Annotated in this window: 27 protein-coding genes and 1 riboswitch; of the genes, 20 read left to right on the top strand and 7 right to left on the bottom strand. The window is 44.3% G+C overall.

Going from position 1 to position 25,144, the window contains the following annotated elements; translation table 11 throughout:
- Both KSP24_RS23990 and KSP24_RS23985 read left to right on the top strand, forming a co-directional pair.
- Window positions 1–699 (top strand): response regulator transcription factor, encoded by a 699-nt coding sequence (locus KSP24_RS23990; RefSeq protein WP_007432526.1) that lies wholly within the window; start codon window positions 1–3, stop codon window positions 697–699.
- Complete coding sequence (locus KSP24_RS23985) at window positions 696–2,126, top strand: sensor histidine kinase (RefSeq protein ID WP_129550327.1); 1,431 nt, start codon at window positions 696–698, stop codon at window positions 2,124–2,126. Before KSP24_RS23990 ends, KSP24_RS23985 begins: the two co-directional genes overlap by 4 nt.
- A gap of 80 nt (window positions 2,127–2,206) precedes the next feature.
- On the opposite strand, the gene KSP24_RS23980 is transcribed toward KSP24_RS23985, so the two are convergent.
- Window positions 2,207–3,433 carry a glucose-1-phosphate adenylyltransferase gene (locus KSP24_RS23980; RefSeq protein ID WP_064964185.1) on the bottom strand — a complete coding sequence of 409 codons (1,227 nt, stop codon included), beginning with the start codon at window positions 3,431–3,433 and terminating at the stop codon, window positions 2,207–2,209.
- A 236-nt stretch (window positions 3,434–3,669) separates the two neighbouring features.
- On the opposite strand from KSP24_RS23980, the gene glgB reads away from it, so the two are divergent.
- Both glgB and glgA read left to right on the top strand, forming a co-directional pair.
- On the top strand, window positions 3,670–5,595 hold the full coding sequence (glgB, locus tag KSP24_RS23975) for a 1,4-alpha-glucan branching protein GlgB (protein WP_216976977.1): 1,926 nt from the start codon (window positions 3,670–3,672) through the stop codon (window positions 5,593–5,595).
- Between the two features lie 21 nt (window positions 5,596–5,616).
- Window positions 5,617–7,059: a glycogen synthase GlgA gene (gene glgA, locus KSP24_RS23970; protein WP_013371439.1), complete on the top strand. Its 1,443-nt coding sequence runs from the start codon at window positions 5,617–5,619 to the stop codon at window positions 7,057–7,059.
- Between the two features lie 88 nt (window positions 7,060–7,147).
- Here the strand turns inward: glgA and KSP24_RS23965 are convergent, their stop codons facing one another.
- The gene (locus KSP24_RS23965) at window positions 7,148–8,218 is read right to left on the bottom strand and encodes a glycine-rich domain-containing protein (RefSeq protein WP_216976975.1); all 1,071 of its coding nucleotides are present in this window, start codon (window positions 8,216–8,218) and stop codon (window positions 7,148–7,150) included.
- Window positions 8,219–8,257: 39 nt separating this feature from the next.
- Complete coding sequence (locus KSP24_RS23960; RefSeq protein ID WP_025674578.1) at window positions 8,258–9,436, bottom strand: M20 family metallopeptidase; 1,179 nt, start codon at window positions 9,434–9,436, stop codon at window positions 8,258–8,260.
- Between the two features lie 148 nt (window positions 9,437–9,584).
- Here KSP24_RS23960 and KSP24_RS23955 point away from each other — a divergent pair, with 148 nt between their 5' ends.
- The 3 genes from KSP24_RS23955 to KSP24_RS23945 all read left to right on the top strand — a co-directional run bounded on the left by KSP24_RS23955 (window position 9,585) and on the right by KSP24_RS23945 (window position 12,845).
- Complete coding sequence (locus KSP24_RS23955) at window positions 9,585–11,048, top strand: ABC transporter substrate-binding protein/permease (RefSeq protein ID WP_013371436.1); 1,464 nt, start codon at window positions 9,585–9,587, stop codon at window positions 11,046–11,048.
- Window positions 11,035–11,757, top strand: a complete 723-nt coding sequence (locus KSP24_RS23950; protein WP_013371435.1) for an amino acid ABC transporter ATP-binding protein — start codon at window positions 11,035–11,037, stop codon at window positions 11,755–11,757. Before KSP24_RS23955 ends, KSP24_RS23950 begins: the two co-directional genes overlap by 14 nt.
- A 243-nt stretch (window positions 11,758–12,000) precedes the next feature.
- Window positions 12,001–12,170: riboswitch (cyclic di-AMP (ydaO/yuaA leader) on the top strand.
- A gap of 6 nt (window positions 12,171–12,176) precedes the next feature.
- Complete coding sequence (locus tag KSP24_RS23945) at window positions 12,177–12,845, top strand: 3D domain-containing protein (protein ID WP_216976973.1); 669 nt, start codon at window positions 12,177–12,179, stop codon at window positions 12,843–12,845.
- Window positions 12,846–13,042: 197 nt separating this feature from the next.
- Here the strand turns inward: KSP24_RS23945 and KSP24_RS23940 are convergent, their stop codons facing one another.
- Window positions 13,043–13,849, bottom strand: a complete 807-nt coding sequence (locus KSP24_RS23940; protein ID WP_216976971.1) for a polysaccharide deacetylase family protein — start codon at window positions 13,847–13,849, stop codon at window positions 13,043–13,045.
- Between the two features lie 303 nt (window positions 13,850–14,152).
- On the opposite strand from KSP24_RS23940, the gene KSP24_RS23935 reads away from it, so the two are divergent.
- The 5 genes from KSP24_RS23935 to KSP24_RS23915 all read left to right on the top strand — a co-directional run bounded on the left by KSP24_RS23935 (window position 14,153) and on the right by KSP24_RS23915 (window position 17,767).
- Window positions 14,153–15,175, top strand: a complete 1,023-nt coding sequence (locus tag KSP24_RS23935; protein ID WP_216976969.1) for an NADH:flavin oxidoreductase/NADH oxidase — start codon at window positions 14,153–14,155, stop codon at window positions 15,173–15,175.
- A gap of 86 nt (window positions 15,176–15,261) precedes the next feature.
- Window positions 15,262–15,930 (top strand): PspA/IM30 family protein, encoded by a 669-nt coding sequence (locus tag KSP24_RS23930; RefSeq protein ID WP_013371430.1) that lies wholly within the window; start codon window positions 15,262–15,264, stop codon window positions 15,928–15,930.
- 129 nt (window positions 15,931–16,059) lie between these two features.
- A complete protein-coding gene (locus KSP24_RS23925; protein ID WP_040103617.1) occupies window positions 16,060–16,467 on the top strand; it encodes a DUF350 domain-containing protein in 408 nt (135 codons plus the stop codon).
- Between the two features lie 24 nt (window positions 16,468–16,491).
- A complete protein-coding gene (locus KSP24_RS23920; protein WP_017427734.1) occupies window positions 16,492–16,998 on the top strand; it encodes a DUF4178 domain-containing protein in 507 nt (168 codons plus the stop codon).
- Window positions 16,999–17,011: 13 nt separating this feature from the next.
- Window positions 17,012–17,767 carry a DUF4247 domain-containing protein gene (locus tag KSP24_RS23915; protein WP_025674568.1) on the top strand — a complete coding sequence of 252 codons (756 nt, stop codon included), beginning with the start codon at window positions 17,012–17,014 and terminating at the stop codon, window positions 17,765–17,767.
- Between the two features lie 137 nt (window positions 17,768–17,904).
- Here KSP24_RS23915 and KSP24_RS25700 read toward each other — a convergent pair whose 3' ends face one another.
- Complete coding sequence (locus KSP24_RS25700) at window positions 17,905–18,132, bottom strand: helix-turn-helix transcriptional regulator (RefSeq protein WP_216976967.1); 228 nt, start codon at window positions 18,130–18,132, stop codon at window positions 17,905–17,907.
- Between the two features lie 265 nt (window positions 18,133–18,397).
- Here KSP24_RS25700 and KSP24_RS23905 point away from each other — a divergent pair, with 265 nt between their 5' ends.
- From KSP24_RS23905 to KSP24_RS23895, 4 genes are read left to right on the top strand one after another with little or no spacing between them, the layout of a single operon-like run.
- Complete coding sequence (locus tag KSP24_RS23905; protein ID WP_040103619.1) at window positions 18,398–19,111, top strand: hypothetical protein; 714 nt, start codon at window positions 18,398–18,400, stop codon at window positions 19,109–19,111.
- A complete protein-coding gene (locus KSP24_RS23900) occupies window positions 19,062–19,610 on the top strand; it encodes an accessory gene regulator ArgB-like protein (RefSeq protein WP_043885981.1) in 549 nt (182 codons plus the stop codon). The genes KSP24_RS23905 and KSP24_RS23900 overlap by 50 nt, the downstream gene beginning before the upstream one ends.
- Complete coding sequence (locus tag KSP24_RS25520) at window positions 19,583–19,714, top strand: hypothetical protein (RefSeq protein WP_013371424.1); 132 nt, start codon at window positions 19,583–19,585, stop codon at window positions 19,712–19,714. Before KSP24_RS23900 ends, KSP24_RS25520 begins: the two co-directional genes overlap by 28 nt.
- Window positions 19,715–19,719: 5 nt before the next feature.
- Complete coding sequence (locus KSP24_RS23895; RefSeq protein ID WP_013371423.1) at window positions 19,720–20,454, top strand: hypothetical protein; 735 nt, start codon at window positions 19,720–19,722, stop codon at window positions 20,452–20,454.
- A 268-nt stretch (window positions 20,455–20,722) separates the two neighbouring features.
- Here KSP24_RS23895 and KSP24_RS23890 read toward each other — a convergent pair whose 3' ends face one another.
- Window positions 20,723–20,938 (bottom strand): helix-turn-helix transcriptional regulator, encoded by a 216-nt coding sequence (locus KSP24_RS23890; protein WP_016820733.1) that lies wholly within the window; start codon window positions 20,936–20,938, stop codon window positions 20,723–20,725.
- 88 nt (window positions 20,939–21,026) lie between these two features.
- On the opposite strand from KSP24_RS23890, the gene KSP24_RS23885 reads away from it, so the two are divergent.
- The 3 genes from KSP24_RS23885 (at window position 21,027) to mobB (ending at window position 23,295) form a co-directional block, all read left to right on the top strand.
- Entirely contained in the window at window positions 21,027–21,266 is a 240-nt protein-coding gene (locus KSP24_RS23885; RefSeq protein ID WP_058711193.1) for a helix-turn-helix domain-containing protein, read from the top strand.
- Between the two features lie 203 nt (window positions 21,267–21,469).
- The gene (locus tag KSP24_RS23880; RefSeq protein WP_216976965.1) at window positions 21,470–22,747 is read left to right on the top strand and encodes a molybdopterin molybdotransferase MoeA; all 1,278 of its coding nucleotides are present in this window, start codon (window positions 21,470–21,472) and stop codon (window positions 22,745–22,747) included.
- Complete coding sequence (mobB, locus tag KSP24_RS23875) at window positions 22,744–23,295, top strand: molybdopterin-guanine dinucleotide biosynthesis protein B (protein WP_137078615.1); 552 nt, start codon at window positions 22,744–22,746, stop codon at window positions 23,293–23,295. The genes KSP24_RS23880 and mobB overlap by 4 nt, the downstream gene beginning before the upstream one ends.
- 8 nt (window positions 23,296–23,303) lie before the next feature.
- Here mobB and xerS read toward each other — a convergent pair whose 3' ends face one another.
- The gene (gene xerS / locus KSP24_RS23870) at window positions 23,304–24,404 is read right to left on the bottom strand and encodes a tyrosine recombinase XerS (protein ID WP_216976963.1); all 1,101 of its coding nucleotides are present in this window, start codon (window positions 24,402–24,404) and stop codon (window positions 23,304–23,306) included.
- Window positions 24,405–24,513: 109 nt separating this feature from the next.
- Here xerS and KSP24_RS23865 point away from each other — a divergent pair, with 109 nt between their 5' ends.
- Window positions 24,514–25,023 (top strand): GNAT family N-acetyltransferase, encoded by a 510-nt coding sequence (locus KSP24_RS23865; RefSeq protein WP_025674556.1) that lies wholly within the window; start codon window positions 24,514–24,516, stop codon window positions 25,021–25,023.
- Window positions 25,024–25,144: the final 121 nt, after the last annotated feature.

Here is a 25,144-nt window from a genome sequence, read left to right as displayed (position 1 = left end):
GTGAGTAAAGTTTTAATCATGGAAGACGAGGAATCGATCCGTAGCTTTATCGTCATTAACTTGAAACGTAACGGCTTTGAGGTGTTGGAGGCGTCAGAAGGACACGAGGCTTTGAATATTTTGAATACGGTGCGGGATATCGATATTGCGTTACTTGACGTGATGGTGCCGGGCATGGATGGTTTTGAGGTTTGTCGGAGAATTCGGGAAACGAATGAGCGTATTGGCATTATCTTTCTGACAGCCAAGGTACAGGAACAGGATAAGGTGTATGCCTTGTCTGTAGGGGCTGATGACCATGTGAGCAAGCCTTTCAGCCCGACAGAGCTGATTGCACGTATTCAATCGTTATTGCGTCGGGTGAATGTACATCGTGAAACAGCAGCCAAGGTGTCCTTCCAGTCCGGTCCGTTCACGCTGGATTTGATAGCTAAGCAATTTAAGAAAAACGGGCAGCTGATCGAGCTGACACCGACAGAGTTTTCCCTGATTCAGTTTTTTCTGGAGAAAGAAAATACGCCGCTTAGCCGAGATGTTTTACTCGACCACGTATGGGGCAAGGAATATATGGGTGATCCGAAAATTGTAGATGTGAATATCCGACGTCTGCGGCAGAAAATTGAAAACAATCCATCCGAGCCAGCTTTTTTACAAACCGTGTGGGGACATGGATATAAATGGAAAGGTCAGTCTCAATGATCAAAAAGGGGATCCGCCGACAGATTGTGCTTCACTATTTTTTCGTAGTGTTTTTGGCGCTTCTGTTAGTAGAAGTCATTTTTATGTTTGCACTCCGGTCATATTATTATGACACTATTTATAAAAAGATCGAGAACCGTATCCAATCGGTAAGTGAATTTGCATCCAAATTCAAGGAGCCGGAACAATCATTACAATCGTATTTGTTGGATACATTTTCACTGCCCAACACTGAATTACAATTGCTTGATGAACAGGGAAATGTAATTGATAACTCGACAAATTTTGCTGCGGATCTAAGTGTGCAAACCAGTGATGTGACACAAGCCTTAGCTGGAGATACGGGCAAATGGATCGGAAAGCAACCCGGCACGGGACAGCAGGTGATGGCGGTATCTCAGAAACTGGACAATATTGTCGGGGATCAGGTGTATATAATCCGGTATACGACTTCGTTGGAATTAGTAAATGACAAGTTATTCATCATTACATTATTTTCGGTGGGAATCATGGCAGCTGTATTGATTATTGTATTTGTAGTGAGTACAGGGCTTGCCAATTCCATTGTCAGACCGATTAACAATATTCGCGACGTATCTGCTCAGATGGCGCAGGGGCGATTTGATGCACGTATCAAAGGCGATTATCGCTATGAACTGGGTGAACTGGCATCGACGTTGAACTACATGGCACAGGAAATTGTCAGAACCAATCAAATCAAGGATGATTTTATTTCTTCCATTTCTCATGAGCTGCGTACTCCGCTTACTTCCATTAAGGGCTGGAGTGAAACGTTAAATTCTGGCGGATATGACCCGGAAGAGACCAAGATCGGAATGCAGATTATTTCTAAGGAAACGGACCGGCTGATTGGCTTGGTGGAGGAAATTCTCGATTTTTCCAAACTGGAACAAAATGCCATGAAGCTCGTGATGGGAACAGTTGATCTTCGAGAGCTTTTGCAGGAAATTATGCTGAATGTATGGGCCAAGGCAGAAATGAAGCAGATTAAGCTCCAACTGGATTCCGAGGAAACGGCATACCTTGTTCATGGAGACGGTAACCGTCTGAAACAGGTGTTTTTGAACATTGTAGATAATGCCATCAAATTTTCGCATGAGAGCTCGATTATTTATCTGTCTCTTCAACGTGTTAAAGGCAATATCGAGATATCGGTACAGGATACAGGGATTGGGATTAGTGAAGAAAATCTTGCCAGAGTAAGAGATCGCTTTTTCCAGGTAGACCACCAAAATGGAGGGACTGGACTGGGATTGGCAATCTCGCAACAGTTTGTTGAGCGTCATCACGGTCAGATGCTCATTAGAAGTGAATTGGGAGCTGGAACCACCATTACGGTTTCATTGCCTGCTCTGCAAGCAGAGCCATCTGTGGAACCACCACAACTCTCGGAAGGGCAGATTTAAAGTTAAATGTAAGATGTAACCATAAAAACAGCCAGTCCTCACTATATTGGAGGGCTGGCTGTTTGAAATTTAGGGGAGAGTTATGAAGTAAAGCCTTCTGCACGCAAGCGTGTGTTACGCTCGTAGGCTTCTTTTAGCATACGTGTAGTTTGCGGCCGTACTGCCATTTTGCCAAATACTGTTTCATTGGGTCCGATAACCATAATTTCGCTCGGATTACCTTTAATAACAGCACCATCACGAATTACAGCACCTTCACCGATAATTGCGTGCTCAATATGCACGTTGCGCCCAATACGTGTGTCAGGCATAACGATACTTTCCTTGATGGAAGAGCCTTTTCCCACCTCGACGCCGCTAAACACTACGGAGCGCTCAATTTGGCCTTCGACTTGGCAGGAATCATGCAGTAGGCTGTCCAATGACTGCATTTTACGACCAGGCACCTTTTGCGCGCTCAGCCTTGTGCGGCGTTCACGTGTATACATTGGCCAGTCTTGACGCTGAAGGTCAATCGCGCAATTTTCTTGCAGCAAGTCCATGTGGGAGTCCCATAGGCTTTTAACTGTACCTACGTCTTTCCAATAGCCCTGGAATTCATAAACGTATAGTGATTCTTGGTCTGCCAGCATTTTAGGTATGATATCTTTGCCAAAATCATGACTGGATTGAGGATCCTGTGCGTCTTCCAGTAGATAATTTCTTAAGTAATCCCATTTGAAAAGGTAAATCCCCATAGAGGCTAAATTACTTTCCGGTTTCTCCGGCTTCTCTGCAAATTCAGTGACGCGCAGATCTTCATCGGCGCTCATAACACCAAAACGGTGTGCTTCATCCCAAGGAACCTCCATGACAGAAATGGTTGCCGCAGCTCCTTTTTCCTTATGGTAGTTCAGCATCTCGCCATAATTCATATAGTAAATATGGTCACCGGATAAAATAAGCACATGTTCTGGATTTTGGCTGTCAATATATTCGATATTCTTATGAATAGCATCTGCCGTTCCTAAGTATTCAGCGTTACCTGTATTATAAGATGGAAGCAGGGTAATTCCTTTGTCATCCGTTTTTGTAAGGCCCCATGGAGTTCCATCCCCAATATGTTCGTGCAAGGATTCTGCCTCATATTGCGTCAGTACACCTACAGTATCAATGTTTGAATTTACGCAATTGCTGAGAGGAAAATCGATGATCCGGTAATGACCGCCAAAAGGTACGGCGGGTTTTGCAATCGTTGAAGTAAGGGGAGCAAGACGGCGTCCCTCTCCGCCTGCCAGCAGCATGGCAATGCATTCTTTATTAAACATTTCGTTTCCCTCCCGGTTTAGTTGTCTGTTGTAGTACATACATAAACGGTATGGGGTACTCTTGAAACCATCAGGTATATAAGATTCCCCAAAAACTAAGGTTTATTTTTTTCCTAGTCATTTTTCTGTTCATTGTGGCTAGAATGGGGTAATAACTCAGGTCAGCTTTGACCCAAAAGCGAATGCATTACCGATTCATACATTTTTACTTACAAACATAAAAGGGTGGTGACGTGATGACAGACCAAACTCTTCCGCAACAGACTATCTCATCGGAAGATATTTATTTGTTTCATGAAGGAACGCTTTATCACAGCTACCGATCTTTGGGTTCCCACCTTACTGTGGAGAACGGAGAACAGGGCGTTCGTTTTACGGTCTGGGCTCCTCATGCTCTCCATGTCGGGCTTGCTACAGATCGCAACAACTGGAATGGGGAACAGGATTCCTTATATAGGGTTCCCAAATCCGGTTTTTGGAGTCGTTTTTTTCCGAGGATATCCCAAGGAACATTTTACAAATACGACATTACAGGTCCAAATGGTGAACGATTTCTGAAAGCAGATCCTTACGCCGTACGTGCTGAAGTGAGACCGGCTACGGCTTCAGTGGTATCTTCAGTGGATGGTTATGTTTGGAACGATGCAGCTTGGCGCCGTAAACGTAGAGCACCTTATGGTAAACCTCTACATATATACGAGCTTCATCTAGGCACTTGGAAGCAAAAAGCAGATGGTACGTTTTATACATACAGGGAAATGGCTGAGCTTCTTGTGCCTTATGTAACTGATATGGGGTATACACATATTGAGCTGATGCCGCTGAGTGAGCATCCGTATGATCTTTCCTGGGGCTACCAATTAACAGGATATTTTGCACTCACAAGCCGTTATGGTGAACCACATGATTTTATGTATTTGGTGGATCGTTGCCATCAGGCGGGAATTGGAGTGATTATGGATTGGGTTCCGGCTCATTTTGCCAAGGATGCTCATGGATTGAGACGGTTTGACGGATCGCCACTGTTCGAATACGCGGACCCGCTAATTGCTGAAAAGCCCGGCTGGGGAACCCTAACGTTCGATTATAGCAAGCCAGAAGTACGTTCTTTTCTGATTTCCAACGCATTGTTCTGGATGGATGTGTACCATATTGATGGTCTGCGTGTGGATGCGGTGACGAGCATGTTACGGCTGGATTTTGAAAAGCAGGAAGGACAATATTGTCTCAATTCCAAGGGAGGGATTGAAAATGAGGAGGCTATCGCCTTCCTTCAACAGCTGAATGAGACGGTATTCCGCTATTATCCATATGCACTCATGATGGCAGAGGAGTCCAGCGCTTGGCCGATGGTGACCTCCCCAGTAAGCGATGGAGGGCTCGGTTTTAATTACAAATGGAATATGGGTTGGATGAACGATACACTTGATTATATGGAATCGGAGTTTGATCAACGACCCGAGCGCCATAATTTGCTGACCTTTCCCATAGCCTATGCATACAGCGAAAATTTTACACTGCCATTGTCGCATGATGAGGTTGTTCATGGTAAGAAGTCGCTGCTTGATAAAATGCCGGGCACCTATGAACAAAAATTTGCCGGACTACGGGCGCTCCTTGGCTACCAAATGACCTCACCAGGTAAAAAGCTCTTATTCATGGGAGGGGAATTTGGCCAGTTTATTGAATGGAAGGATGAGGATCAGCTTGACTGGTTTTTGCTGGACTATGACAGTCATCGGTCTTTGCACGCATATTCGAAAGCACTGAATCATTTATATCTTCAGGAGAAAGCATTATGGGAATTGGACCATTCGTGGGACGGCTATCAATGGATTGAAGCTGAAGACCGAGGGCAGAGTGTAATTACGTATTTACGTAAAGGCAAAAAAACGGGGGATACGCTGGTTGTCCTTATTAATTTTCAGCCTGTGCAAAGAGAAAATTATCGAATTGGGTTGCAAAAGGCAGGAAGCTATATGGAATTGCTGAACAGCGATCATAAGGACTTTGGGGGAAGTGGTCAGGTAAACTCCGGAGCGATACGTACTTCCAAAATCCCTTACCACGGACAGCTTCACAGCTTGGAGGTGACTATTCCACCCCTAAGCATCGTTATACTCAAGAAGACACCACCACGTAGGTCTAAAAAAGCAGATTGACCACATAAGGAGGAAGCACATATGAACATTTTGTTTGCGGCAGCAGAAGCACATCCATTTATTAAAACAGGCGGGTTGGCTGATGTTATTGGCGCACTGCCAAAGGCACTTCATCAGGCAGGGTGTGACGTCCGAATCATCTTACCTAAATATGCGGGTATTCCCGATACCTATAAGAAGTCTCTGCGTCCGGTAACGGTCAAGCATGTAGCTGTAGGCTGGCGTGATCAATATTGTGGAGTAGAGGAGCTGACGTTGGACGGGATCAGGGTTTATTTTATAGATAATGAATATTACTTCGGTCGTGACGGTATTTACGGTTATATGGATGATGGCGAACGCTTCTCCTTCTTCAACCGGGCGATTTTGGAAGTGCTGCCTGAACTGAATTTTCGGCCAGATATTGTGCATTGTCATGACTGGCATACGGCGATGGTTCCGCTACTTCTGAATGCCGATTATCGACATTTGCCCTTTTACAACGATATTCGCACGGTGTTTACGATACATAATCTGTTGTATCAGGGTGATTTTCCATATGAGGTCTTAACGGAGCTGCTTAACTTGGATGGAAGCTATTTTACCCCGGAGGGTGTGGAATATTATGGCAGACTAAACTTTATGAAAGGTGGGCTTACTTACTCGGATCATGTCACGACCGTGAGTCCAACCTATGCAGAGGAAATTCAAACTGAATTTTACGGATACGGACTGGAGGGTCTACTTCGTAAATTAGGACAGCAGGGACGCTTAACGGGGATTGTGAATGGAATTGACACCCAAAGCTACAATCCTGCCACAGACAATCGTATTTATACGAAATACCGCACAAGTCTGGCAAAGAAAAAGGAAAATAAAATTGCTCTACAAAAGGAGCTGGGTTTGCCGGTGCGTCCGGACGTACCTATGATTGCCATGGTAACCCGGCTTGTGGATATGAAGGGGCTAGATCTGGTAACGAGAGTGCTTGACGAAATTTTGTATTATGATGATATTCAGTTTGTCGTGCTGGGAACAGGGGACCCGGCTTTTGAGCACTGGTTCCGGGAAGCAGCGGGACGATATCCTCTGAAAATGTCAGCGCAGCTTACTTTTAGCGAACCATTGTCACGAAAAATATATGCGGCAAGTGACATGTATCTTATGCCATCGAGGTTTGAGCCTTGTGGGATTAGTCAACTGCTGGCGCTTCGTTATGGAAGTATCCCCATCGTGCGAGAAACTGGAGGGCTGAACGATACGGTGCAGGCTTACAATGAATCCACAGGTGAAGGTAACGGTTTTAGTTTCACGAACTACAATGCACATGACATGCTGCATACCATTCGTCGTGCTGTTCATTACTATCGTCAACCTGAGCATTGGAACAAGCTTACACAGACGGCCTTTGCAGGAGAGTACAGTTGGGATGTATCGGCCGAGGCGTATATGGATATTTACCGTTCGCTAGCAAAGACCGATTAAACAGCACATAAATACCATATTTATGCTAATGAAAAAGGGAACTCCTTTAGCCATGGTTTGGCTGCGGAATTCCCTTTTTTGTTGCTGGTCAGTCGCCCCCGCCACCACAGCTACTTCCACACGAAGAGCCGCTGCTACACGAGGAATGGCTCCCGGAATCGCCTGAATCGTGGTGAGAAGAGCCTCCACCATGAGAACTGTCATGGGAGGAATGATGGTGCGAGTGGTGTGTATCCCAGTTCGAGCAGCCGCTTGCGGAGCTACAGCCGGATGAGCTGGCTAGTACGGCACTGTTTGTAGAATCTGGGTGCATGTGTATGGCCAATTGTTCAGGTTGATACCATGAATACCACACAACAGCCAATAGCAGATAGTCAACCTGCAAATAGTTGACCTTGGGTAGCTGCTTGCCCTCTGGATCATTTACAGCTTTATTTACCCGCTCACGGAGGTGTTGGATTATCTTTTGAACCGCTTGTTGTGCTTGCTGTGAAATGTCTACATTTTCATGGGAATTCCATCGGTCACCTATTGGCTGCATCGAAGCTGTCAGTTTGTAATAGTGTGAAAGCTCATCGTTCGGTAGCGGATGATTAAAAAAAGTTCCCCACAAACTGGCACTATAACGATTCCAACCAAAGCATTCCACATACAACCAGTCAAACCACGCCCGCTCCTCTGGCATCGGCTGAGAGCCGCCCGAATGGGGTGCATGGTGAAGCATACGACCAAAAAAAGCTTCGGAGAATTGCTGGTATTCACGCGTAAACATTAACATTTCGTGCCATAGTTCATCTACATCACTACTGAACATAGGCACCCGATTCATAATGGCGCATAGCATGAAGTATCGTTTTAGCTCATGCCAGCGCCAATTATATTCTTGCTCCGTCAGGCTAGGATGGGCGTCCATGACACGTTGCTTTACGTTATGAGCATAGGAGGCTGGAATGCATCGCTCCAGCAGCTCCTTCAGCTCTGTAATCTCTCGATGACGCTCCTGCGTGAGTGACGAAGGAGACGGAGAGCTAAGGAAAAATGCATTTCGGCGCCGCGTACTTCTGTTTCCACGATTCCTGCGTATAGCACGGAATATAAACCAAAGAATGATGAGACCAACCACAATAAACAACGTCCAAAAGCTAGTCATACTATTCATAAGGGCACTCCTTTCTAAAAGAAGACGGCATTTCCGATTTTAGCTTTTGCTATTCAGTAGAGCGAATTCTTTTTTAATCTGTGCCAGCAGCTCAGAATTTGTGATTACATCGCAAGCCGTCCATGCCAAGGTTCTCGCGGCCAAGAGCATTCCTTCCATTGCGCGGTCCTGCATTGCTAAATCGCGGAATTCTGGTGTATGCAAGGCATGCTTCTCGTCAATAACTTGAATGTACGGGTGGATCGCAGGGCAATGAAGTGATACATTTCCGATATCCATAGAGCCATGATCTTCACCCTCCGTAATATCTTCTTGCGCAATGCCAGCCTGCACCAAATTTGCTGTAAAGGTGTCGGAGAGTACACGATTGGTCACCATTTCATCGTAAGAAGTCTCATAATTGGAAGTTTCCAAACGACACCCGGCTTGTAAAGCAGCTCCTTCAGCAATTTGAACAACACGGCGGGTAAGCGGGTTCAGCTCTTGGCGTGTAGCGGCCCTCACGTAAAATTGGGCTGAGGCGTAATCAGGAATAATATTGGCAGCCTGCCCACCCTGATTAATGATGCCATGGATACGTACCGTACTTTTCACCTGTTGCCGAAATGCGTTAACCCCGTTAAACGTTTGAATCACAGCGTCCAAAGCATTAATCCCTTCGTGCGGACTGGCCGCAGCGTGAGCGGATTGACCAAAAAATTCGAACTGCACAGCATCAATCGCTAGCGATTTGCCTGATTTTTCGTAGCGGTCAAAGGGATGTGTCATCATAGCTATATCGCAATCATCAAACAACCCGGCCGCCGCCATCGGAACCTTTGCACCGCGTGTTTCTTCGGCAGGTGTGCCGTATACACGTACTTCTCCACCAGTCTCGTCGATAATCGATTTGAGACCTACGGCAGCGCCTGTACTCATCATACATATCAAATGGTGCCCACAGGCGTGTCCTAGCCCTTTCAGAGCGTCGTATTCTGCCAGAAAAGCAATGATTGGTCCAGGCTTGGTTGCTTTGTAAGTAGCAATAAAGGCTGTTTCTATACCCAATACGGGTGCCTGAACTTCAAATCCGTGAAAAGCAAGTTCTTCTTTTAAACGGGCAGAGGCCAGGAATTCCTCGTTTCCAAGTTCAGGGTTTGCGCCAATATATAACGAAATGTCCTTAAACCGCTGGGCGTGCTGTTCAATGGTGTGTTGAATGGTCTGTTTGAAATTCATGCTAAAAACTCCTTTATATATGCTGTAATGTAGGTACTGCGATAGATATACTAAAATTGTACTATAACATTCATTGCATAATCATGCATATTCATTTATAATGACACAATCTTATTTATTATAAAGAATTTAAGGAGAGAAAAAAAGATTGAAAAAGGCATATCGTTTTACCGCCCTGGTTTTGTCGGCGGTTATCTTACTGTTGGCTGGTCTTCCCATGCTCACTGCATACGGATCGGAAGAAAAGCCACAGAAAAAACTTGTAGTGGGCATGAGTGCTGACTTTCCGCCGTATGAGTTTCATAAAGTTATTAACGGTCAGGATACCATTGTTGGGTTTGATGTTGAAATTGCCAAGGAAATCGCCAAGGATCTGAATGCGGAGATGGTCCCAGAGGACATGAGTTTTGACTCTTTGCTGCCTGCTCTGCAAAGTGGTCGCGTAGACTTGGTACTGTCCGGTATGACACCGACGGATGAACGCAGAAAGAGCATTGATTTTTCGGATGTATACTATCGTTCAAAGCAAGTCATTATGGTACGTCCAGAAGATAAAGACAAATATTCAACGATGGCTGCTCTAAAAGGAGAGAAGCTCGGTGCGCAGAAGGGGAGTATCCAGGAAGAAATTGCGCAAAAAGTGCCTAATGCTTCTGTGACCTCATTGGATAAAATATCCGATCTGGTACTCCAGCTTCGGACCAACCGTATCAACGCGGTTGTAATCGAGGATACCGTTGCTAAAGGATACACACTAGACGGTACCGTAACACTTGCCAAGGCAGTACCTGAGGATGAAGGAGCAGAAACTGCTGTAGGCATTCGTAAAGGAAATGCGGAATTGCTTGCTTCAGTAAATAAAACGTTGGCTCGCCTGAAAGCAGACGGTTCGATTGAGAAGTTTTCTACAGAAGCAAGTGCACTGTCTGCCGACAGACAAGTTTCTTCGAATAGCATTGTAGATATATTTTTGAAATATCGCAGTTTCTACGCTACGGGTATCGGCTACACCCTATTGCTGTCTGCGCTTGGAGTACTGTTCGGATTCATTATTGGTCTGATCATATCCTTGCTGCGGATGAGTGGGATTCGTATTATCGAGTGGTTAGGTACCGCATATGTAGAGATACTGCGCGGCACACCTATGCTGGTGCAGCTCATGATCATTCATTACGGAGTTGCTTTGACGTTGGGGGTTAATTTTACGCCACTTCAGTCCGGTATAATTACGTTGTCTCTGAATAGTTCGGCATATTTGGCTGAAATTTTCCGTGCTGGTATTCAGGCAGTAGACCGTGGACAGATGGAAGCTGCCCGCTCGCTTGGGATGGGACGAGGCAAAGCAATGCGTCATGTCATTTTACCGCAAGCATTTAAATCTATATTGCCTGCTATTGGTAATGAGTTCATTACGATCATTAAAGAATCATCAATTATTTCGACCATTGGGATGGTGGATATTATGTATCAAGCCCAGGTCATTAAGAATATTACCTACGAAGGCTTGAGTCCGTTCGTAATCGCAGCCGCTATTTATTTTGTAATGACATTCAGCTTATCTAAGCTGTTGGGTTTATGGGAAAGGAAGTTGAGAGCCAGTGATCACCGTTAAACAACTGCGTAAATCATTCGGTAAGAATGAAATTTTAAAAGGCATTGATATAGATATCGCCAAAGGTGAAGTAGTCGTCATTATCGGCCCGAGTGGTTCAGGAAAAAGTACGTTTTTGCGTTGTATGAATCTGTTGGAACAGCCAACAGAAGGGGAAATTTTGTTTGAGGGTGAGCCGATTACGGCCCGTGGTCATAATATTAATGCGACTCGGGAGAAGATGGGGATGGTTTTCCAGCATTTTAATCTGTTTCCGCATAAAACAATACTGCAGAATCTGACGCTTGCACCAACGCAGGTGAAAAAGCAGTCGGGGAAAGAAGCGGAGAAAATTGCACTGGAGCTCCTGCGGACCGTGGGTCTTGAGGATAAGAAGAATACCTACCCAAACCAGTTATCTGGCGGTCAAAAACAACGTATTGCGATAGCACGTGCTTTGGCCATGCAGCCGCACGTAATGCTGTTCGATGAGCCTACTTCTGCCCTTGACCCTGAAATGGTTGGAGAGGTTCTGGACGTGATGAAGAAGCTCGCTGAGGGCGGCATGACGATGGTGATCGTGACGCATGAAATGGGCTTTGCCCGTGAGGTAGGGGATCGAATCATCTTTATGGACAACGGTCAAATTATAGAACAAGGTACGCCTGAGCAAGTATTCGGTACTCCAAGCCATGACCGTACCCGTGATTTTCTTGCTAAAGTGCTGTAAGAAAATGCTTTTATGAAATATTAACAAAGCTCTCTCGTGATGATGTTTCACGGAGGGCTTTTCTCTTTTTGTCACTATATCTCCATATTTTCGTAACAGAAAACGGATTCTTGATGACAAAATTGTAACGAGTATAGTATGATATTCAAGGTTACCAACATTTTCATGCAGATAAGGTTACAAAATTGTGATATTATGCAGTAAGCCAAAACTTACCGGGGCAGCAGTAATGATAATAAATACTCAGGTGCTGGGCTCAAACCATGGGAAGTGCGGGGGACGTAACAACGGCAATGATTCCAATGCATCATAGAGATGTTGTGGAATATGCCTAGGGGTGAATTGCACAAGCATAGGGCTTCTCCTGAGTCCGAATCCGACAGCTAACTTCGCAGGCATAACAGAGGAGGTACATATCTTTGAAACATTTAAAACATATTGGAAAAACTATGAAATTTACGGTGCTTGCTGCAGCTATTGCAGGGCTGGCACAGACAGCTGGAGTAGCAGATGCTGCTTCGCTTCACACTGCCAAAGAAGGCGATACCTTCTTTTTGCTTGCTCAACGTTATGGGGTATCAGTAGATGAGTTGACGAAGGCTAACCCGGATATTGCGTCCAACAACATATATGCAGGTCTGCAAATTAAAGTGCCAGACGAAAAAAGTGTAAAGGCGGCTTCGGATTCGAAGCCACAGCTTCTTACAGAGAAAGCACCAGCGAATGAGAAGCCAACAATTGAAGCATGGGGCAAAACATTTAAATACAGTAAAGTAGTTGATGTTAAAGCTACAGCATATTCTGCCGCAGCTGATGAAAATGGCAAATGGGGTGCGGTCGATTATTACGGCAATCCGCTTAAGCTAGGTACAATTGCGGTAGACCCGAAAGTCATTCCTATGGGAACAAAGGTGCTAGTTACAGGTTATTCCCATCCCGGATTGCCAGACCATTCTTTTGTGGCCGTTGCCCGTGATCAGGGCAGTGCTATTACCGGAAAGCGGATTGATATCTTTATCCCTGGCAATAAATCATTCGTGAACGACTTCGGCTTCCAGAATGTGAAACTGTACGTCATTGATAAATAGCATTGTGCTTATGTATGATTTAATTAAACATAATATAAGTTATGTAAACTTGATCTATCATACAACATATAACTGGGACAACTTTTTATTAGGCCCGGTTGTTTATCGCTAAAAAAGGCTGTCTTACAAGCAGAAGTATTCTGCTCGTTAAGGCAGCCTTTTTACGTTGTTGGTATATTTGAAGCTTAGACATACTGTTATTTTCGTTCCGATGTGTGAAGTAGCCGGGGGACAGTGACAAATTTGTAGCCCTTAGCTTTTAGAGAGTGGATTAGACCCGGCAAAGCTTGGACAGTGCCTTGCAAGTTGGAACTTTGACCTCCACCTGCATGCATTAAAATAATGGAGCCAGGTCCGGTAGCCGGGATCACGTTGCGCTGAATTTGTGTTTTGCTTAATCCCTTCCAGTCTAGAGAGTCCACATTCCAATTGACGATCATGTACCCATGACGACGTGCCCACTGGATTTGAGGCTCCGTGATTTCACCATAGGGTGGTCGTATCAATCTGGGCCGAAAACCTATACTGGCTTCTAAAATGCGTTCTGTTTTTGTAATCTGGTGGCGAAAACGTTCTGGTCTGGCCTTCCTGAAATCCGGATGAGTATAGGAATGGTTTCCTATAGCATGACCCTCACGGATGATACGGCGTATGATCCCCGGATGCTTTTCCGCACGGTGGCCGACGATAAAAAAGGTAGCTTTGATACCATTTGCGTGTAATACGTCCAAAACCTGCGGCGTATACCTTGAATCGGGCACATCATCAAAGGTTAAGGCAATTTGGCGGGTGTGCGGGCCGCACATTTTAAAAATGTCCGCATGCTTTTTTCGTAGCATCGCTAATGTTGGAGTAGCTCGATCTTTACTTTGATATACCGAAGTAGCGACAACAGCTTCCTTGGGATGGGGCGTTCCAATGTTGGAAGGCGTGTCCGCGTGAACGGGAAAACTTGAAAATGCTAGTAACAGTGCTAAACATGGCAACACTCCCCTGTACCGCATTTGTATTCCCCCTTTCCGTGCAGTGGTACCTAGTGGTGCTCTCAGCTATTATGTACCTGTCCTATTAAAATTATGCTGGTGATTGAGTGAAGCCCTACACGGCTGAAGAGAAGTACATCATGAAGCGGGTATCCGTGAAGATGACGAAGTAAACGTACATATTCTCTTAAACATGACCGAAAACTGAAGCATTTTCGCAAGTTTTAGCCTTACAAAGGATTCGGTATACCATGACAGCTGGTGTATAATGGGGATGCTATTCATAATAATACATACTTGGAATTGAGGGAAGGATGGATAAAAGTGACCGACTTGTTTACTCCTTATCAATTAAAGGGGCTTTCATTAAAAAATCGGATTGTCATGCCCCCAATGTGCCAATACAGCGTGAAGGCCAAGGACGGCAAACCGACGGATTGGCATTATGTCCATTATGTGAGTCGCGCGATAGGAGGGACTGGGCTCATAATTGTGGAAATGACAGCGGTTCATCCGGATGGACGCATTACAGATCGTGATTTGGGCATTTGGAGTGACGAACATATTCCTGCATATCGTAAAATTGTAGAGGAAGTCCACAAGTATGGTGCCAAAATTGCCATTCAATTAGGCCATGCCGGACGCAAGGCCGAGGATGCTGAGACACCTGTAGGCCCGTCCTCGATCCCCTTTAGTGAACGCTTTAAAGATCCGCACACTTTGACGAGAGCAGAAGTCAAGGAACTGGTTCAGGCCTACAAAGAGGGGGCTCGCCGGGCGGTAGAAGCGGGTTTTGACACGGTAGAGATTCATGGTGCTCACGGCTATCTGATCCATCAATTTCATTCCCCTTTAACCAATACCAGAGAAGATGAGTATGGGCAGGGTTTGTCACTGTTTGGTGTTGAGGTGATCCGTGCTGTTAAAGAGGTACTTCCTGCTGATATGCCTGTGCTAATGCGGATATCTGCCAAAGAATATGTCCAAGACGGATATGATGTTGAATACATAGCAGCCATAGGGGAACGATATCGTGATGCAGGTGTGGACATTTTCCATATTTCTTCTGGTGGTGAGGGTCCGATAGGCTCCAGCGGAGGCCCGTCTGCGCGTGCTGGTTACCAGGTCGATTTGGCTCATACCATCCGTGAAAAATTGAATGTGCCTGTCATTGCTGTCGGCTTATTGGATGATTATGAGGATGCCCGCCGAGTCGTTCAGCAAAATGAAGCTGATCTGGTAGCCATAGGGCGTGCCATGCTGCGTGATCCCTATTGGGCGCTGCATGCTTCACGGGCGCTAAAAGTACAGGCAGATATCCCAGAGCCTTATCTACGCGGTTTTTAGATATTTTTGAAACCTCTTTGCAAAGCTTGCGTAAACATGTGTACAGAGCTTAAAATTTAAGCATTCAATTCTAGGAGGAACTTCACATGTCTATTTTCAAACGATTAAGAGATCTTACGATGTCTAACATTAACGCCATTATCGACAAGGCAGAAGATCCAGTTAAAATGACGGATCAATACATTCGTGATATGCAAGAGGATCTGGAAGACGCAGAGAAAGCGGTAGCCGCTCAAATTGCTATTGAAAAGAGATTCAAACAGCAATACGAAGAACAGGCAGCTTTGGTGAAAAAACGCGAAGAACAGGCTCATACGGCTGCAAAAGCACAAAATGTGGATCTTGCTCGTCGTGCGCTGGAAGAAAAGAAATCTGCCGAACAAAAAATGAACGAGTTCCAAGCTGGTTATGAGCAAAACAAAGCTGCAGCTGACAACCTGCGTGGTAAGCTGGATGAAATGCGTAGACAGCTGACTGAAATGAAAAACAAGCGCGAGACACTGGTTGCCCGTTATAACGCAGCTAAAGCGCAAACTGAAATTAACAAAGCTATGAACGGTTTTAGCTCGGATACGGCAACTGCTGGATTGAAGCGTATGGAGGAAAAAATGCTGCAAGCAGAAGCACGTGCTGAAGCGAGCAACGAAATGGCTTCCAAGGAAAAATCGCTGGATGAAGAGTTCAAAGAGCTGGATAAGAAAAGTGCTGTGGACGATGAACTTGCTGCTTTGCTGAAACAATACGAAAACAAATAAGAACTTTTAAGCATTGCCGCTAGTGTGATGGCTCAGTAAGCGAAGGAGAAACGTTTTCTCCTTCGCTTTTCCCTGCCTGGGGGCGTAAATCAATATATGTAGTCAAGAAGATGTGGAGGATGGTAGCAAATGCATTTTTTAGAAACGATGAAAGCGATGCTGGTATGGACGGGCGCGGGTGCTATTTTGCTGTTCGTATTAATGTATGTCGATTCTTTATTTACAAAGTATAAGGATTTTGCCGAAGTAAAATCCGGAAATATGGCCGTAACGGTACGGATGATTATGAAGCTGATTGCACAAGGATATATTTTATCAGGTTCAATTGCTACCGCTAATAATTTGCTTGAAGCGCTTGTGTATTCTGTGATTGCCTTTATTATCCTGCTTGTTTTGGAAGTGATTGTGCGCCTGCTGTTGCGGTATTGGGCACAGTTTGATCTGGATAAAGGTACCCAGGAAGGTAAAATTGGTTTCGGTCTGTTTTCGGGAGCGCTGCATTTGGTTGGTGCCTTAATCATTACAGCATGCTTCTAGGCAAAGTAAGGAGGGAATATGACCATGAGTGTATGGAAACGAATTTCAAATCTATTTGCCAAGCCTGAACCGCCGAAAGCGGAAAAAAGCATGCTTCACTTAAATCCAGGGGATATTTGTGAGGTGTCGCTTGTCACCTATGAAGTGGTAGGTCGTGTACATAATCGTGCTCGGAATGCCGTTGTTTTGACGCTTCAGGATGGTAATCAAGTGAGTTATCTTCATATTGAGGAACGGGAAACACTGCAATTCGGACTTTATCAGGCCATCGATGGCAGACTAGACAACCCGGAGGAAGTACCGACCATTTTAGAACTGGATGATACAACGTATCATTTGGAAGAACAGTATTTTGGGCATGTTACCGTTATGGGCCGTGCTCCTTTCCGGCAGGGTGGAGAGCAACATGTTTGGCAGTACCAGTCTGATGATTACCATCTATTGCGGGTAGAATGGCAGGACGGTCGCTTTATGCTTTATGAAGGAGAAGAAGTGATTACCGGAGACGTCAAGGTTATTCGGGCAAGCTAGGAGAGGGTTACACATGAGCAAACGCACCTGGCAATATGCATTAAAGGTCATTGTGGCGCTGAGCTTGTTCGTATCCGTGTTAAGCGGCTGCGGCGCGCCAAATGTGAAAGATACGTATCCGCTGGAATCCGTTAGTGGTAGCGGAAACTCGACCTCGTACGTGTATCGGGCGGCAGGCAAAACGGTTCCCGAAGTAGCGGAGGAATTGAAAGAACAGCGTACACCGGAACAAATGTCACCTCAGAGCAATGAGCGGATGTTTCTGGTATATAGTGATGAGTGGTACCATTTGCAGCAGGATCCAGCTAAGAAGGAAGACACACTCATTGAAATTGATAGTAAAAAGTATGTCGAGCAAAATTACAGTTCCAGCTTTCTAAAAGGATACTTAACTGCAACTGTGCTGGATGCTCTGTTCGATTCGTTGCGGGGGTCTGGCTCCTATCGAGGTTATTCGAGCAGAGATGTATACCGACCTTCACAAGGGCAATATCGTGCTCCAACAGCACAGGAGAAAAAAGCGATCCCGCCGATAACGGTGGAGCGAAAAGGCTCAGTTACCCGTAGAGGGAAAAATTCGGATTCCAGCGTTGGATCAAGCGGGAGTCTATTCGATAGAGGCTCCAGCAGTTCACCGAGCAGAGGCTCGATTTCACGTGACCGAGGCAGCAGCGGCGGTTCCAGCATATTTGATTCGCCGCGCAAATCGTATAGTAAGCCTAAAACACGCAGCGGCTCAGGTAAAATCAGCCGACGAAGTCGACGATAATGGTAATGTTTTATATTCTTCTAAAGTTGTTTGCGGAACTGTGGAGCTGTTGCACAGTTCCTTTTTTGTTGTTTGATATAACCTACAGTGAATTGAACGGATGCTCTCACTTCGATTTTATTACCGTCTACTTTGACCTACACTTGATCAGTGCTTATGTGCTCAATGCCATCGTCTTCGATGATGTTGCTTTTTTTGATATGGAGATGACGAGCTATCTTTTCTATAGCACCCATTCGTGGTTCAGAAAGTCCGCTCTCCCAAGCTGAAATTGCTTTATTGGTAACCCCAGCGATCTCAGCAAGCTCTTGTTGAGTCAAATGATATTTTATACGTAATTTTTTAAAATTGTCACTTAAAGCCACTATAATCCCTCCACCCCAAATTAAGTAGATTATAACCTTGATATCGAAAAAAAACCAACATAATACATTAGCAAAAGCAACGTCGCTCACTTGGGGGGATTTTTTTGTTAGCACGAATGGGTGTCGAGTTTGAAGAAGAAAGCCATAGAAAGAAAATTTTACCTCATATTTATACAAAAAATGACAGTTTACTAGATTATTTCATTGCCACATCTATTAGTAAAATATACAATTACATCAGGCGAAATAGGAGGATGATGTAACTGTGTTATCTGCTTTTTTATATATTTTACTTGGTTTTTTCGATGCTTTAGCGGCAGTTACTTTGGTCTTGAAGCTTTATATGCTTCCGGTGTGGGAAAATCGAAGAAAAATACTTTTCTATGCAATTGGCATAGCTTTCTTTTCCTTTCTCATGAGAGAAGTTATAGGCATGCCTAAATTTGATTTTCCGCTTCAGTATTTGTTAATGGTTCTCTTTTTAAGATTTGGTTTAGGGATCAAAACATATCTTGCAGCATTTTCTGCTGGTTCTGGTCTAACAGCTTACATTAACCTACAGCTATTTGTATATATATTTGCAAATTTTTTCGGAGTAGCACAACCTGATATTATTAATAATACTTCTGGTTCTTCCATTTACGTTATACAGTTAGCTTCTATTTTTACTGCGTACTTTATTTCTTTTGTCATGGGGAAATACAACTTTGGTTTCTCATTTATCATTCAGCCCCCACATGATTTTTTGAAAGGTGAAAATTACCTATCACCCCTTAATAAAATGTTCATCATAGGCTCCCTAATATCATTTGTCACTATTCTTGTTACTTTGTATATGCTCTATAACTCCAATACGATAGGACTACTTTCCATCTCATTGCTAACTTTTGGAATTTCGTACTTCTTTTCAGAGAAAGGAGATTACGAGGATGCTAGAAACGCTATCGAGGCACATCGCATCAGAAATAAAGAAAGCTGATCCTGATGGACCTACAAGTGTAGAAGTGATGGAGTATGCGATTGGTATAAAAATAACCGAAATTTCGGCAGTACTAATGGTTGCAGTTATAGCCTGGATAACAGGACATTTTTGGGGGGCATTACTAGCTCTGGCTACGATCATGTTTGTAAGGAGATTTTCAGGTGGGGTACACTTCAGCAACCTTACCCTTTGTGTCTGTTTTACAACGGCCATATGTGTAACTATACCTTTTGTTTCTTTAGGTTTATCAACAATTTTGATAATTAACGCTTGTTCATTATTAGTGTTTGTAGTATATGCTCCCAATCATTTTATCTATATTAATAAGACCAAATATCACAAGTATTATAAAACGATATGTATTTTGGTTTGCATATTAAATTTTTTTGTACAATCTCACATAATATGTTTATCTATAGTTATACAAGCATTCAGTATTCTTCCTTTATGGAAAGGAGGTGAGCGAAAATGGATAAGAAATTGGCGAGAGTTTTAAGTATAAGCCTTGGGAAATACGCTAACGAGTCTACCAAAAAAGAAAAAACAATATTTGGCGCTAAACCGGTACCAGCTGAGCTGAAGAAAACAGAAAAGAACTGAATTTAATGGAAGAGGGAAAGCGAATCCTAGCCACTCCATTGCTTGATGACAATTCACTTGGAGATTGCTCTTTCTTTTGTGAAAATCACCTAGTTGCGATTGAATTGTGGAAGCCTAAAAGCAATTATCACATCCCGCTTTTTCATACTTCTCATGGAAGATTTACAGTTCCCACCACCCTCCATGAATGTTCCGTAGGCTTACCCACTTTTTGCAATTTGGACGGATCTAATTTGGTTAACATCACACAAGTGGACAAGATCGTTACGGGAGATTATGGAGGGGGGCAGGTTGTTTTTAAAAATCAAGACATCAAAGAAAGTATAAATTCAGCCAATTTATCTCGATGGAAACAAATATATGCGGATGCAATGAATGCCGATAGAGAAATTCGTTATATTTTCGGATCGGAAATCAAGGTAGTGGGTAAGGCAACAGTGAGCGGTTTTTTTAAGGTAGGGAATATGCTTAGTGTGGATATGTGGGAACCTAAAAAAAATTACTATGTCCCGCGTTTCCACTCTGGAGATCGCTCTTATACAATCGGGCTAACCGCACAGGCTTGCAGGGAAGCTTTTCCGTATCTATATCCAGCTTATAAAGATACCCTGATAAATCTCGACTTGGTTTGTGAAATTGAGTCTAACGCATTTGGAGGGCTGGTACGATTCGAAGGATCTGACTTCACATGCTCGATGTCTCATAATAAACTTAAAGCGCTTAAAAAACTGTGGAAATGACCCATGAAAATTCAGGGGTCATTTTTATTACCAGATTTAAATGAATAAGTCAATAATCAGTTAGACTAGGATAAGCCGGACGGGTTCGATTTAATTCGACATATTTCCCGTTTTTAATCATTTTCCATGTGATAAAATTGATTATGAAAAAAATAACAATCTTTTAAATTAAGGTGAAACAATCTACATATAAGAAAAGGAGGGTGAAAGCGGGATATATATTGTAAATGCCGGCATGTACAAATGCCCCGAAGGAAATGCCTGTTTGTCAGGCAAGTTCCCACTCATATAAGTCCTCAGCTTTACACTCCAATATCCTAGAAATGAGGACTGCCGCCTCGAATGACATTTTGTCACGTCCCGCGATCCAGTTGGATATTTGTTGCCGCGAATATCCAGTTCGTCGGGCGAGCCATGATTGAGTGCGTCCATGAGATTTGAGCTCCTCTTTCAAAAGGCATTTCCCCCGAGTAAGTTTTTGCACCTTACTTGCTCCTAACAGGGGAAAAGTGTTTCGTTCAGAGTATACAGGTAAATTACTTTTTTATCAATTATATTGTGGAGTTGATTGGATGGTTGCAGATAAAAATGAAAATGTAACTTGCACTAGCTTTTATACAATAAAGATGGCACGACTCGCTTCAGGATATAGTGAGTTAATAGCTTGCAATATACTTGGTATGTCAATGAATGAATTAAAACATATAGAGGAAGATTCATCTGATTTAACAATAGCTCGAGCGCAGCAAATGTCCTCGTTGTATGAGGTTACAATAGATTCAATCTATTTCGGTAAAAATAATATAACCTAATATACGTAGAAAACTGACGTGATGACATGCAAAACCAAAAACCAAAGACTAAAATCTACCAAAAACAGCCGCGATATGATATTCAGGCTGTTTTTTGGCGGATAGAGACTTGCAGCAATCCAATAAATACCGTTCGGATTTGCCAGATAACGGTTTTAGCGTTATAACAGAAAGAGGGTATTTTAGAAGAACGGAGTGAGAACATGAATCAGACGCCATTAAATACAGAAAAATTCCAACGTAAAGCAGTTAAGGTGGAAGAGGCACAAAGCAGGATAGCTAGTTATGTTCAACAGGGCGAAAGGGAGGACGTAGGGCTTGAGCAAGCACATGGTCGCTATCTGGCGATGGATTTGACTGCGCCACATCCGTATCCCCGCTTTCGTCGCTCTGGTATGGACGGCTATGCGATCCTTGCCTCGGACACTGAAGTCTGTTCGACTGGTCAGGAAATCTGGCTACATGTGATTGATGAAATTCCTTGTGGCACCGTATCGGACAAGCGGGTGGAGACGGGAATGGCAGCCCGCATCATGACAGGAGCACAATTACCTGAAGGAGCGGACACGGTGGTTATGCTGGAGGCGACACAGCTGCGTGAGGAAAATGGACAGACATATGTTGGCTTGAAGAAGCGTATGGAAGTTGGCAAAAATGTGACACAAATTGGTCATGAGATTAAGGAAGGTCAGCTTTTGCTCAGTAAGGGAACTTGCGTGGGAGCGGGGCACATCTCGGTACTGGCTACTTTTGGTGTACATCGGGTGCCTGTTTACAGGAAGCCAAGGGTGGCCGTCTTTTCCACAGGGTCAGAATTGCTCGCAGTGGATGAGCCGTTACAACCGGGGAAAATTCGAAACAGTAATACATATATGCTGGCTTCTCAAATTAGAGAGGCAGGAGGAGAGCCGTTCATTCTGCAAGCCATTCATGATGATTTGAACCTTGCTCGGGCTTCTGTCAGAGAAGCAATAGCTACCTATGATATCGTGGTTACGAGTGGTGGAGTGTCGGTGGGTGATTTTGATATTATGGGTGACCTCGTGCGACAGGAAGATGTGAATATGCTGTTCAACAAGGTTACGATGCGTCCAGGTAGTGTAACCACAGCCGCAGTGATAGACGGCAAGCTGTTATTTGCGCTCTCAGGCAATCCCGGCGCATGCTTTGTAGGCTGTGAGCTGTTTGTACGTCCAACTATTCAAATGATGTTATCTTCGGCACATCCGTATTTGCAAACCTGGACAGCGAAGCTAGGAGCAGATTATACGAAGGTAAACAACTATACCCGCTTTGTACGCAGTTCTCTGGAGATACGTGGTGGACAAGTATATGCGATTCCTGCGCGAGTAGATGAATCCAGTGCCATGGTCACGATTAAGGACAGCGATTGTCTGATCGTAGTTCCTCCCACAACAGAAGGCTTGCGCGAAGGTGAAGAGGTGCATGTACTGGTGCTTCAAGGCGGACAGGTGACGTGAAAACAAAACATCCATTTGTATGTCAAATCGTCGGATTCAAAAATACAGGAAAAACCACCTTCCTCGGAGGTTTAATTCGTTATGTGCAGCAGTCAGGACTACGTGTAGCAGTGATCAAGCATGATGGCCATGAATTTGAGATGGATCATGAGGGAACAGATACGTACAAGCACCGACAGGCAGGCGCCGAAGGCGTAGCGATTGTTTCGGCAGGAAGAACAGCGATTTTAGAGGAACAAAGTCGGCCTGTGACCGGACTCATCCGGCATTTTCAGGCGTATGACTGTGTGTTGCTGGAAGGCTTCAAGCAGGAAAAATATCCGAAGCTGGTCATGGTGCGAGAACAATCGGATGCCCGACTTGTTCAGGAGCTGACAAATGTACAGGGAGTAGTAGTTTGGGAGTGCCATATGGATTGGGCTCAGGATTACTACTCAGATGAACAAACGGTGCAGATATATCCTGCCGATGCCAGCGACCCGGCAGGCCGCTGGTTACTCGAACAAATTCAGAGGCACAGAGCAGGATTCCAGAAAGAGCAGGGCTGAGAGGGCCATTAATCGGCTGGGTCAGTCTGAGTCTCTATCCGTCGTTCGATCGCCTGAGACATCGTTTTGTCAGTCAGGTGGGCATAGACCTCCGTTGTTTCTGTCGAAGCGTGCCCCAGCTGTTCCTTGGTTTTGTAAATATCATTTTGTAAATAATAGTCAGTAGCAAAGGAATGACGGAGCTTGTGAACGGTCAAATAGGGCTTGCCGAACCGTTTGGCGTATTTGATGATCATAGCTTGAATCGCTCTTTTAGTCATCCGTTTGCCCTCCGTACTGCCGTTGGGACGTGCGACAAAAAGAGCCTTTTCTTTTTTTGGAGCGCGATAACGGGTATGTCTTAAGGACAAATAAAGTGCGAGGTCATCTTTGGACTGCTCGCGGAAATATACTGGCGTTTTAAAAGTTTCATCGTTATTTCCTTTGCGGTACACATACAGTAATTTATTGTTTATATCGAGATCATCCATATTCAAGTTGACGATTTCGGATACACGTAGCCCCGAGTTCAGAATAAGACTTGCGATACAGGCATCCCGCTCCTTGTTTAATTCATAGGAGTATAGGGCTTGCTTGTTATCAGCCAAATCTTGTCCGTAGCCTTCATAAATATAGCCGATAAATTCAAGCAGCTCTTCCTCTTCCAGTATTTTTCCTTTGAGCTTGGCGGCCGTATCCTTGGGTTTATGTACGCGCTTAATTTCGACTTTGGCCATAATATTGCGCTTGAGCAACGGATAAAAGTTTTCATCCTCAGCGATTTGACTCAAGTAATGAAAGAGTGAACGCAGGGACGACAACTTACGTGAAATGGTGATGCGGGAATTGGAGCCTTCGCGTTTGGTAGACAGGAACAAGCGAAAGCCTGTAATGCTATCCATATGAAGTCTCTCTAATTCTTCCAGCGTAACTTGGGCATTCGCTTCTCCGGCAGACAAGCCTTCCGAGCGAAGCCATGAAAAAAAAGCTTCGTAATCCCGTACATATTCCAGCAAAGTAGAGGGGGATAGGTCGGGAAGCTTGTAATCCATAAATTGCTGTACGTACCATGGCAGATCCGGCATCTTTTCATCCAGTTTGCGCCGGTCGATGATCTTTTGTATGTTCATAGGGTCCACCTCGTCCGGTCATAATACATGTATTTTAGCATATTTTGAACAGCACTGGATGGGAGTAATCAAAGTAAAGAACAAGCTGACCGCCAAGAGAGGTGAAAGTATGGGATATAATATCAAATCAGAATTGAAGCTGTCCATAAAGAGTGTACCAGAGTCGCAGAAGGACATTATTGTCCAACTCATGCAATTTTACTTATACGATTTTACAGCCTATCTGCGAATTGATGTCACTGAGAAGGGAACATTCCCGGCTTATCCAGACTTGTATCAATACTGGACGAGCGGCGAACAGAAGCTACCTTTTCTGATTTGGAGACAGGATATTCCTGTGGGCTTTGCACTCGTTGACCGAATGTCTAGCAATCGAGAAGCTGACTATTACATGGCTGAGTTCTTTGTACTTCGTCCTTATCGGTACAATGGTGTGGGTACATGGGCGGCTCATGAGCTGTTTGGACGTTTTAACGGGCGGTGGAAGGTGACGCAGATGAGCACGAATAGACCAGCCCAATCCTTTTGGCGCAAGGTAATTGGAAGCTATACGAATGGTGAGTATAGGGAGCAGACACATCCAGTGCGAGGAAATATAAGTCAGTTTTTCAATACATGAAAAATTCATAATAGAAAATCATCAGAAAAGAGCCGAGGAGAATAGGGACTGACCCCTTAACGTGAGACAAATCAAAACACCTTCAAGAGAATGCAACCATGTCGTAAGATATGGAGACAAC

It is taken from the genome of Paenibacillus sp. AK121 (assembly GCF_019042715.1).
Taxonomy (GTDB): Bacteria; Bacillota; Bacilli; order Paenibacillales; family Paenibacillaceae; genus Paenibacillus; species Paenibacillus polymyxa_C.
Note: the sequence above shows the minus strand (reverse complement) of the source record. Positions and strands in the feature narration are given on the sequence as shown.

What these genes read in the sequence shown, in the direction of transcription:
- KSP24_RS23985 (WP_129550327.1), top strand. Translation starts at nt 696, where the DNA reads ATGATCAAAAAGGGGATCCGCCGACAGATTGTGCTTCACTATTTTTTC.
- KSP24_RS23980 (WP_064964185.1), bottom strand. Translation starts at nt 3,433, where the DNA reads ATGTTTAATAAAGAATGCATTGCCATGCTGCTGGCAGGCGGAGAGGGA.
- glgB (WP_216976977.1), top strand. Translation starts at nt 3,670, where the DNA reads ATGACAGACCAAACTCTTCCGCAACAGACTATCTCATCGGAAGATATT.
- glgA (WP_013371439.1), top strand. Translation starts at nt 5,617, where the DNA reads ATGAACATTTTGTTTGCGGCAGCAGAAGCACATCCATTTATTAAAACA.
- KSP24_RS23965 (WP_216976975.1), bottom strand. Translation starts at nt 8,218, where the DNA reads ATGAATAGTATGACTAGCTTTTGGACGTTGTTTATTGTGGTTGGTCTC.
- KSP24_RS23960 (WP_025674578.1), bottom strand. Translation starts at nt 9,436, where the DNA reads ATGAATTTCAAACAGACCATTCAACACACCATTGAACAGCACGCCCAG.
- KSP24_RS23940 (WP_216976971.1), bottom strand. Translation starts at nt 13,849, where the DNA reads ATGCGGTACAGGGGAGTGTTGCCATGTTTAGCACTGTTACTAGCATTT.
- KSP24_RS23930 (WP_013371430.1), top strand. Translation starts at nt 15,262, where the DNA reads ATGTCTATTTTCAAACGATTAAGAGATCTTACGATGTCTAACATTAAC.
- KSP24_RS23925 (WP_040103617.1), top strand. Translation starts at nt 16,060, where the DNA reads ATGCATTTTTTAGAAACGATGAAAGCGATGCTGGTATGGACGGGCGCG.
- KSP24_RS23920 (WP_017427734.1), top strand. Translation starts at nt 16,492, where the DNA reads ATGAGTGTATGGAAACGAATTTCAAATCTATTTGCCAAGCCTGAACCG.
- KSP24_RS23915 (WP_025674568.1), top strand. Translation starts at nt 17,012, where the DNA reads ATGAGCAAACGCACCTGGCAATATGCATTAAAGGTCATTGTGGCGCTG.
- KSP24_RS23900 (WP_043885981.1), top strand. Translation starts at nt 19,062, where the DNA reads ATGCTAGAAACGCTATCGAGGCACATCGCATCAGAAATAAAGAAAGCT.
- KSP24_RS25520 (WP_013371424.1), top strand. Translation starts at nt 19,583, where the DNA reads ATGGATAAGAAATTGGCGAGAGTTTTAAGTATAAGCCTTGGGAAATAC.
- KSP24_RS23895 (WP_013371423.1), top strand. Translation starts at nt 19,720, where the DNA reads ATGGAAGAGGGAAAGCGAATCCTAGCCACTCCATTGCTTGATGACAAT.
- KSP24_RS23885 (WP_058711193.1), top strand. Translation starts at nt 21,027, where the DNA reads ATGGTTGCAGATAAAAATGAAAATGTAACTTGCACTAGCTTTTATACA.
- KSP24_RS23880 (WP_216976965.1), top strand. Translation starts at nt 21,470, where the DNA reads ATGAATCAGACGCCATTAAATACAGAAAAATTCCAACGTAAAGCAGTT.
- xerS (WP_216976963.1), bottom strand. Translation starts at nt 24,404, where the DNA reads ATGAACATACAAAAGATCATCGACCGGCGCAAACTGGATGAAAAGATG.
- KSP24_RS23865 (WP_025674556.1), top strand. Translation starts at nt 24,514, where the DNA reads ATGGGATATAATATCAAATCAGAATTGAAGCTGTCCATAAAGAGTGTA.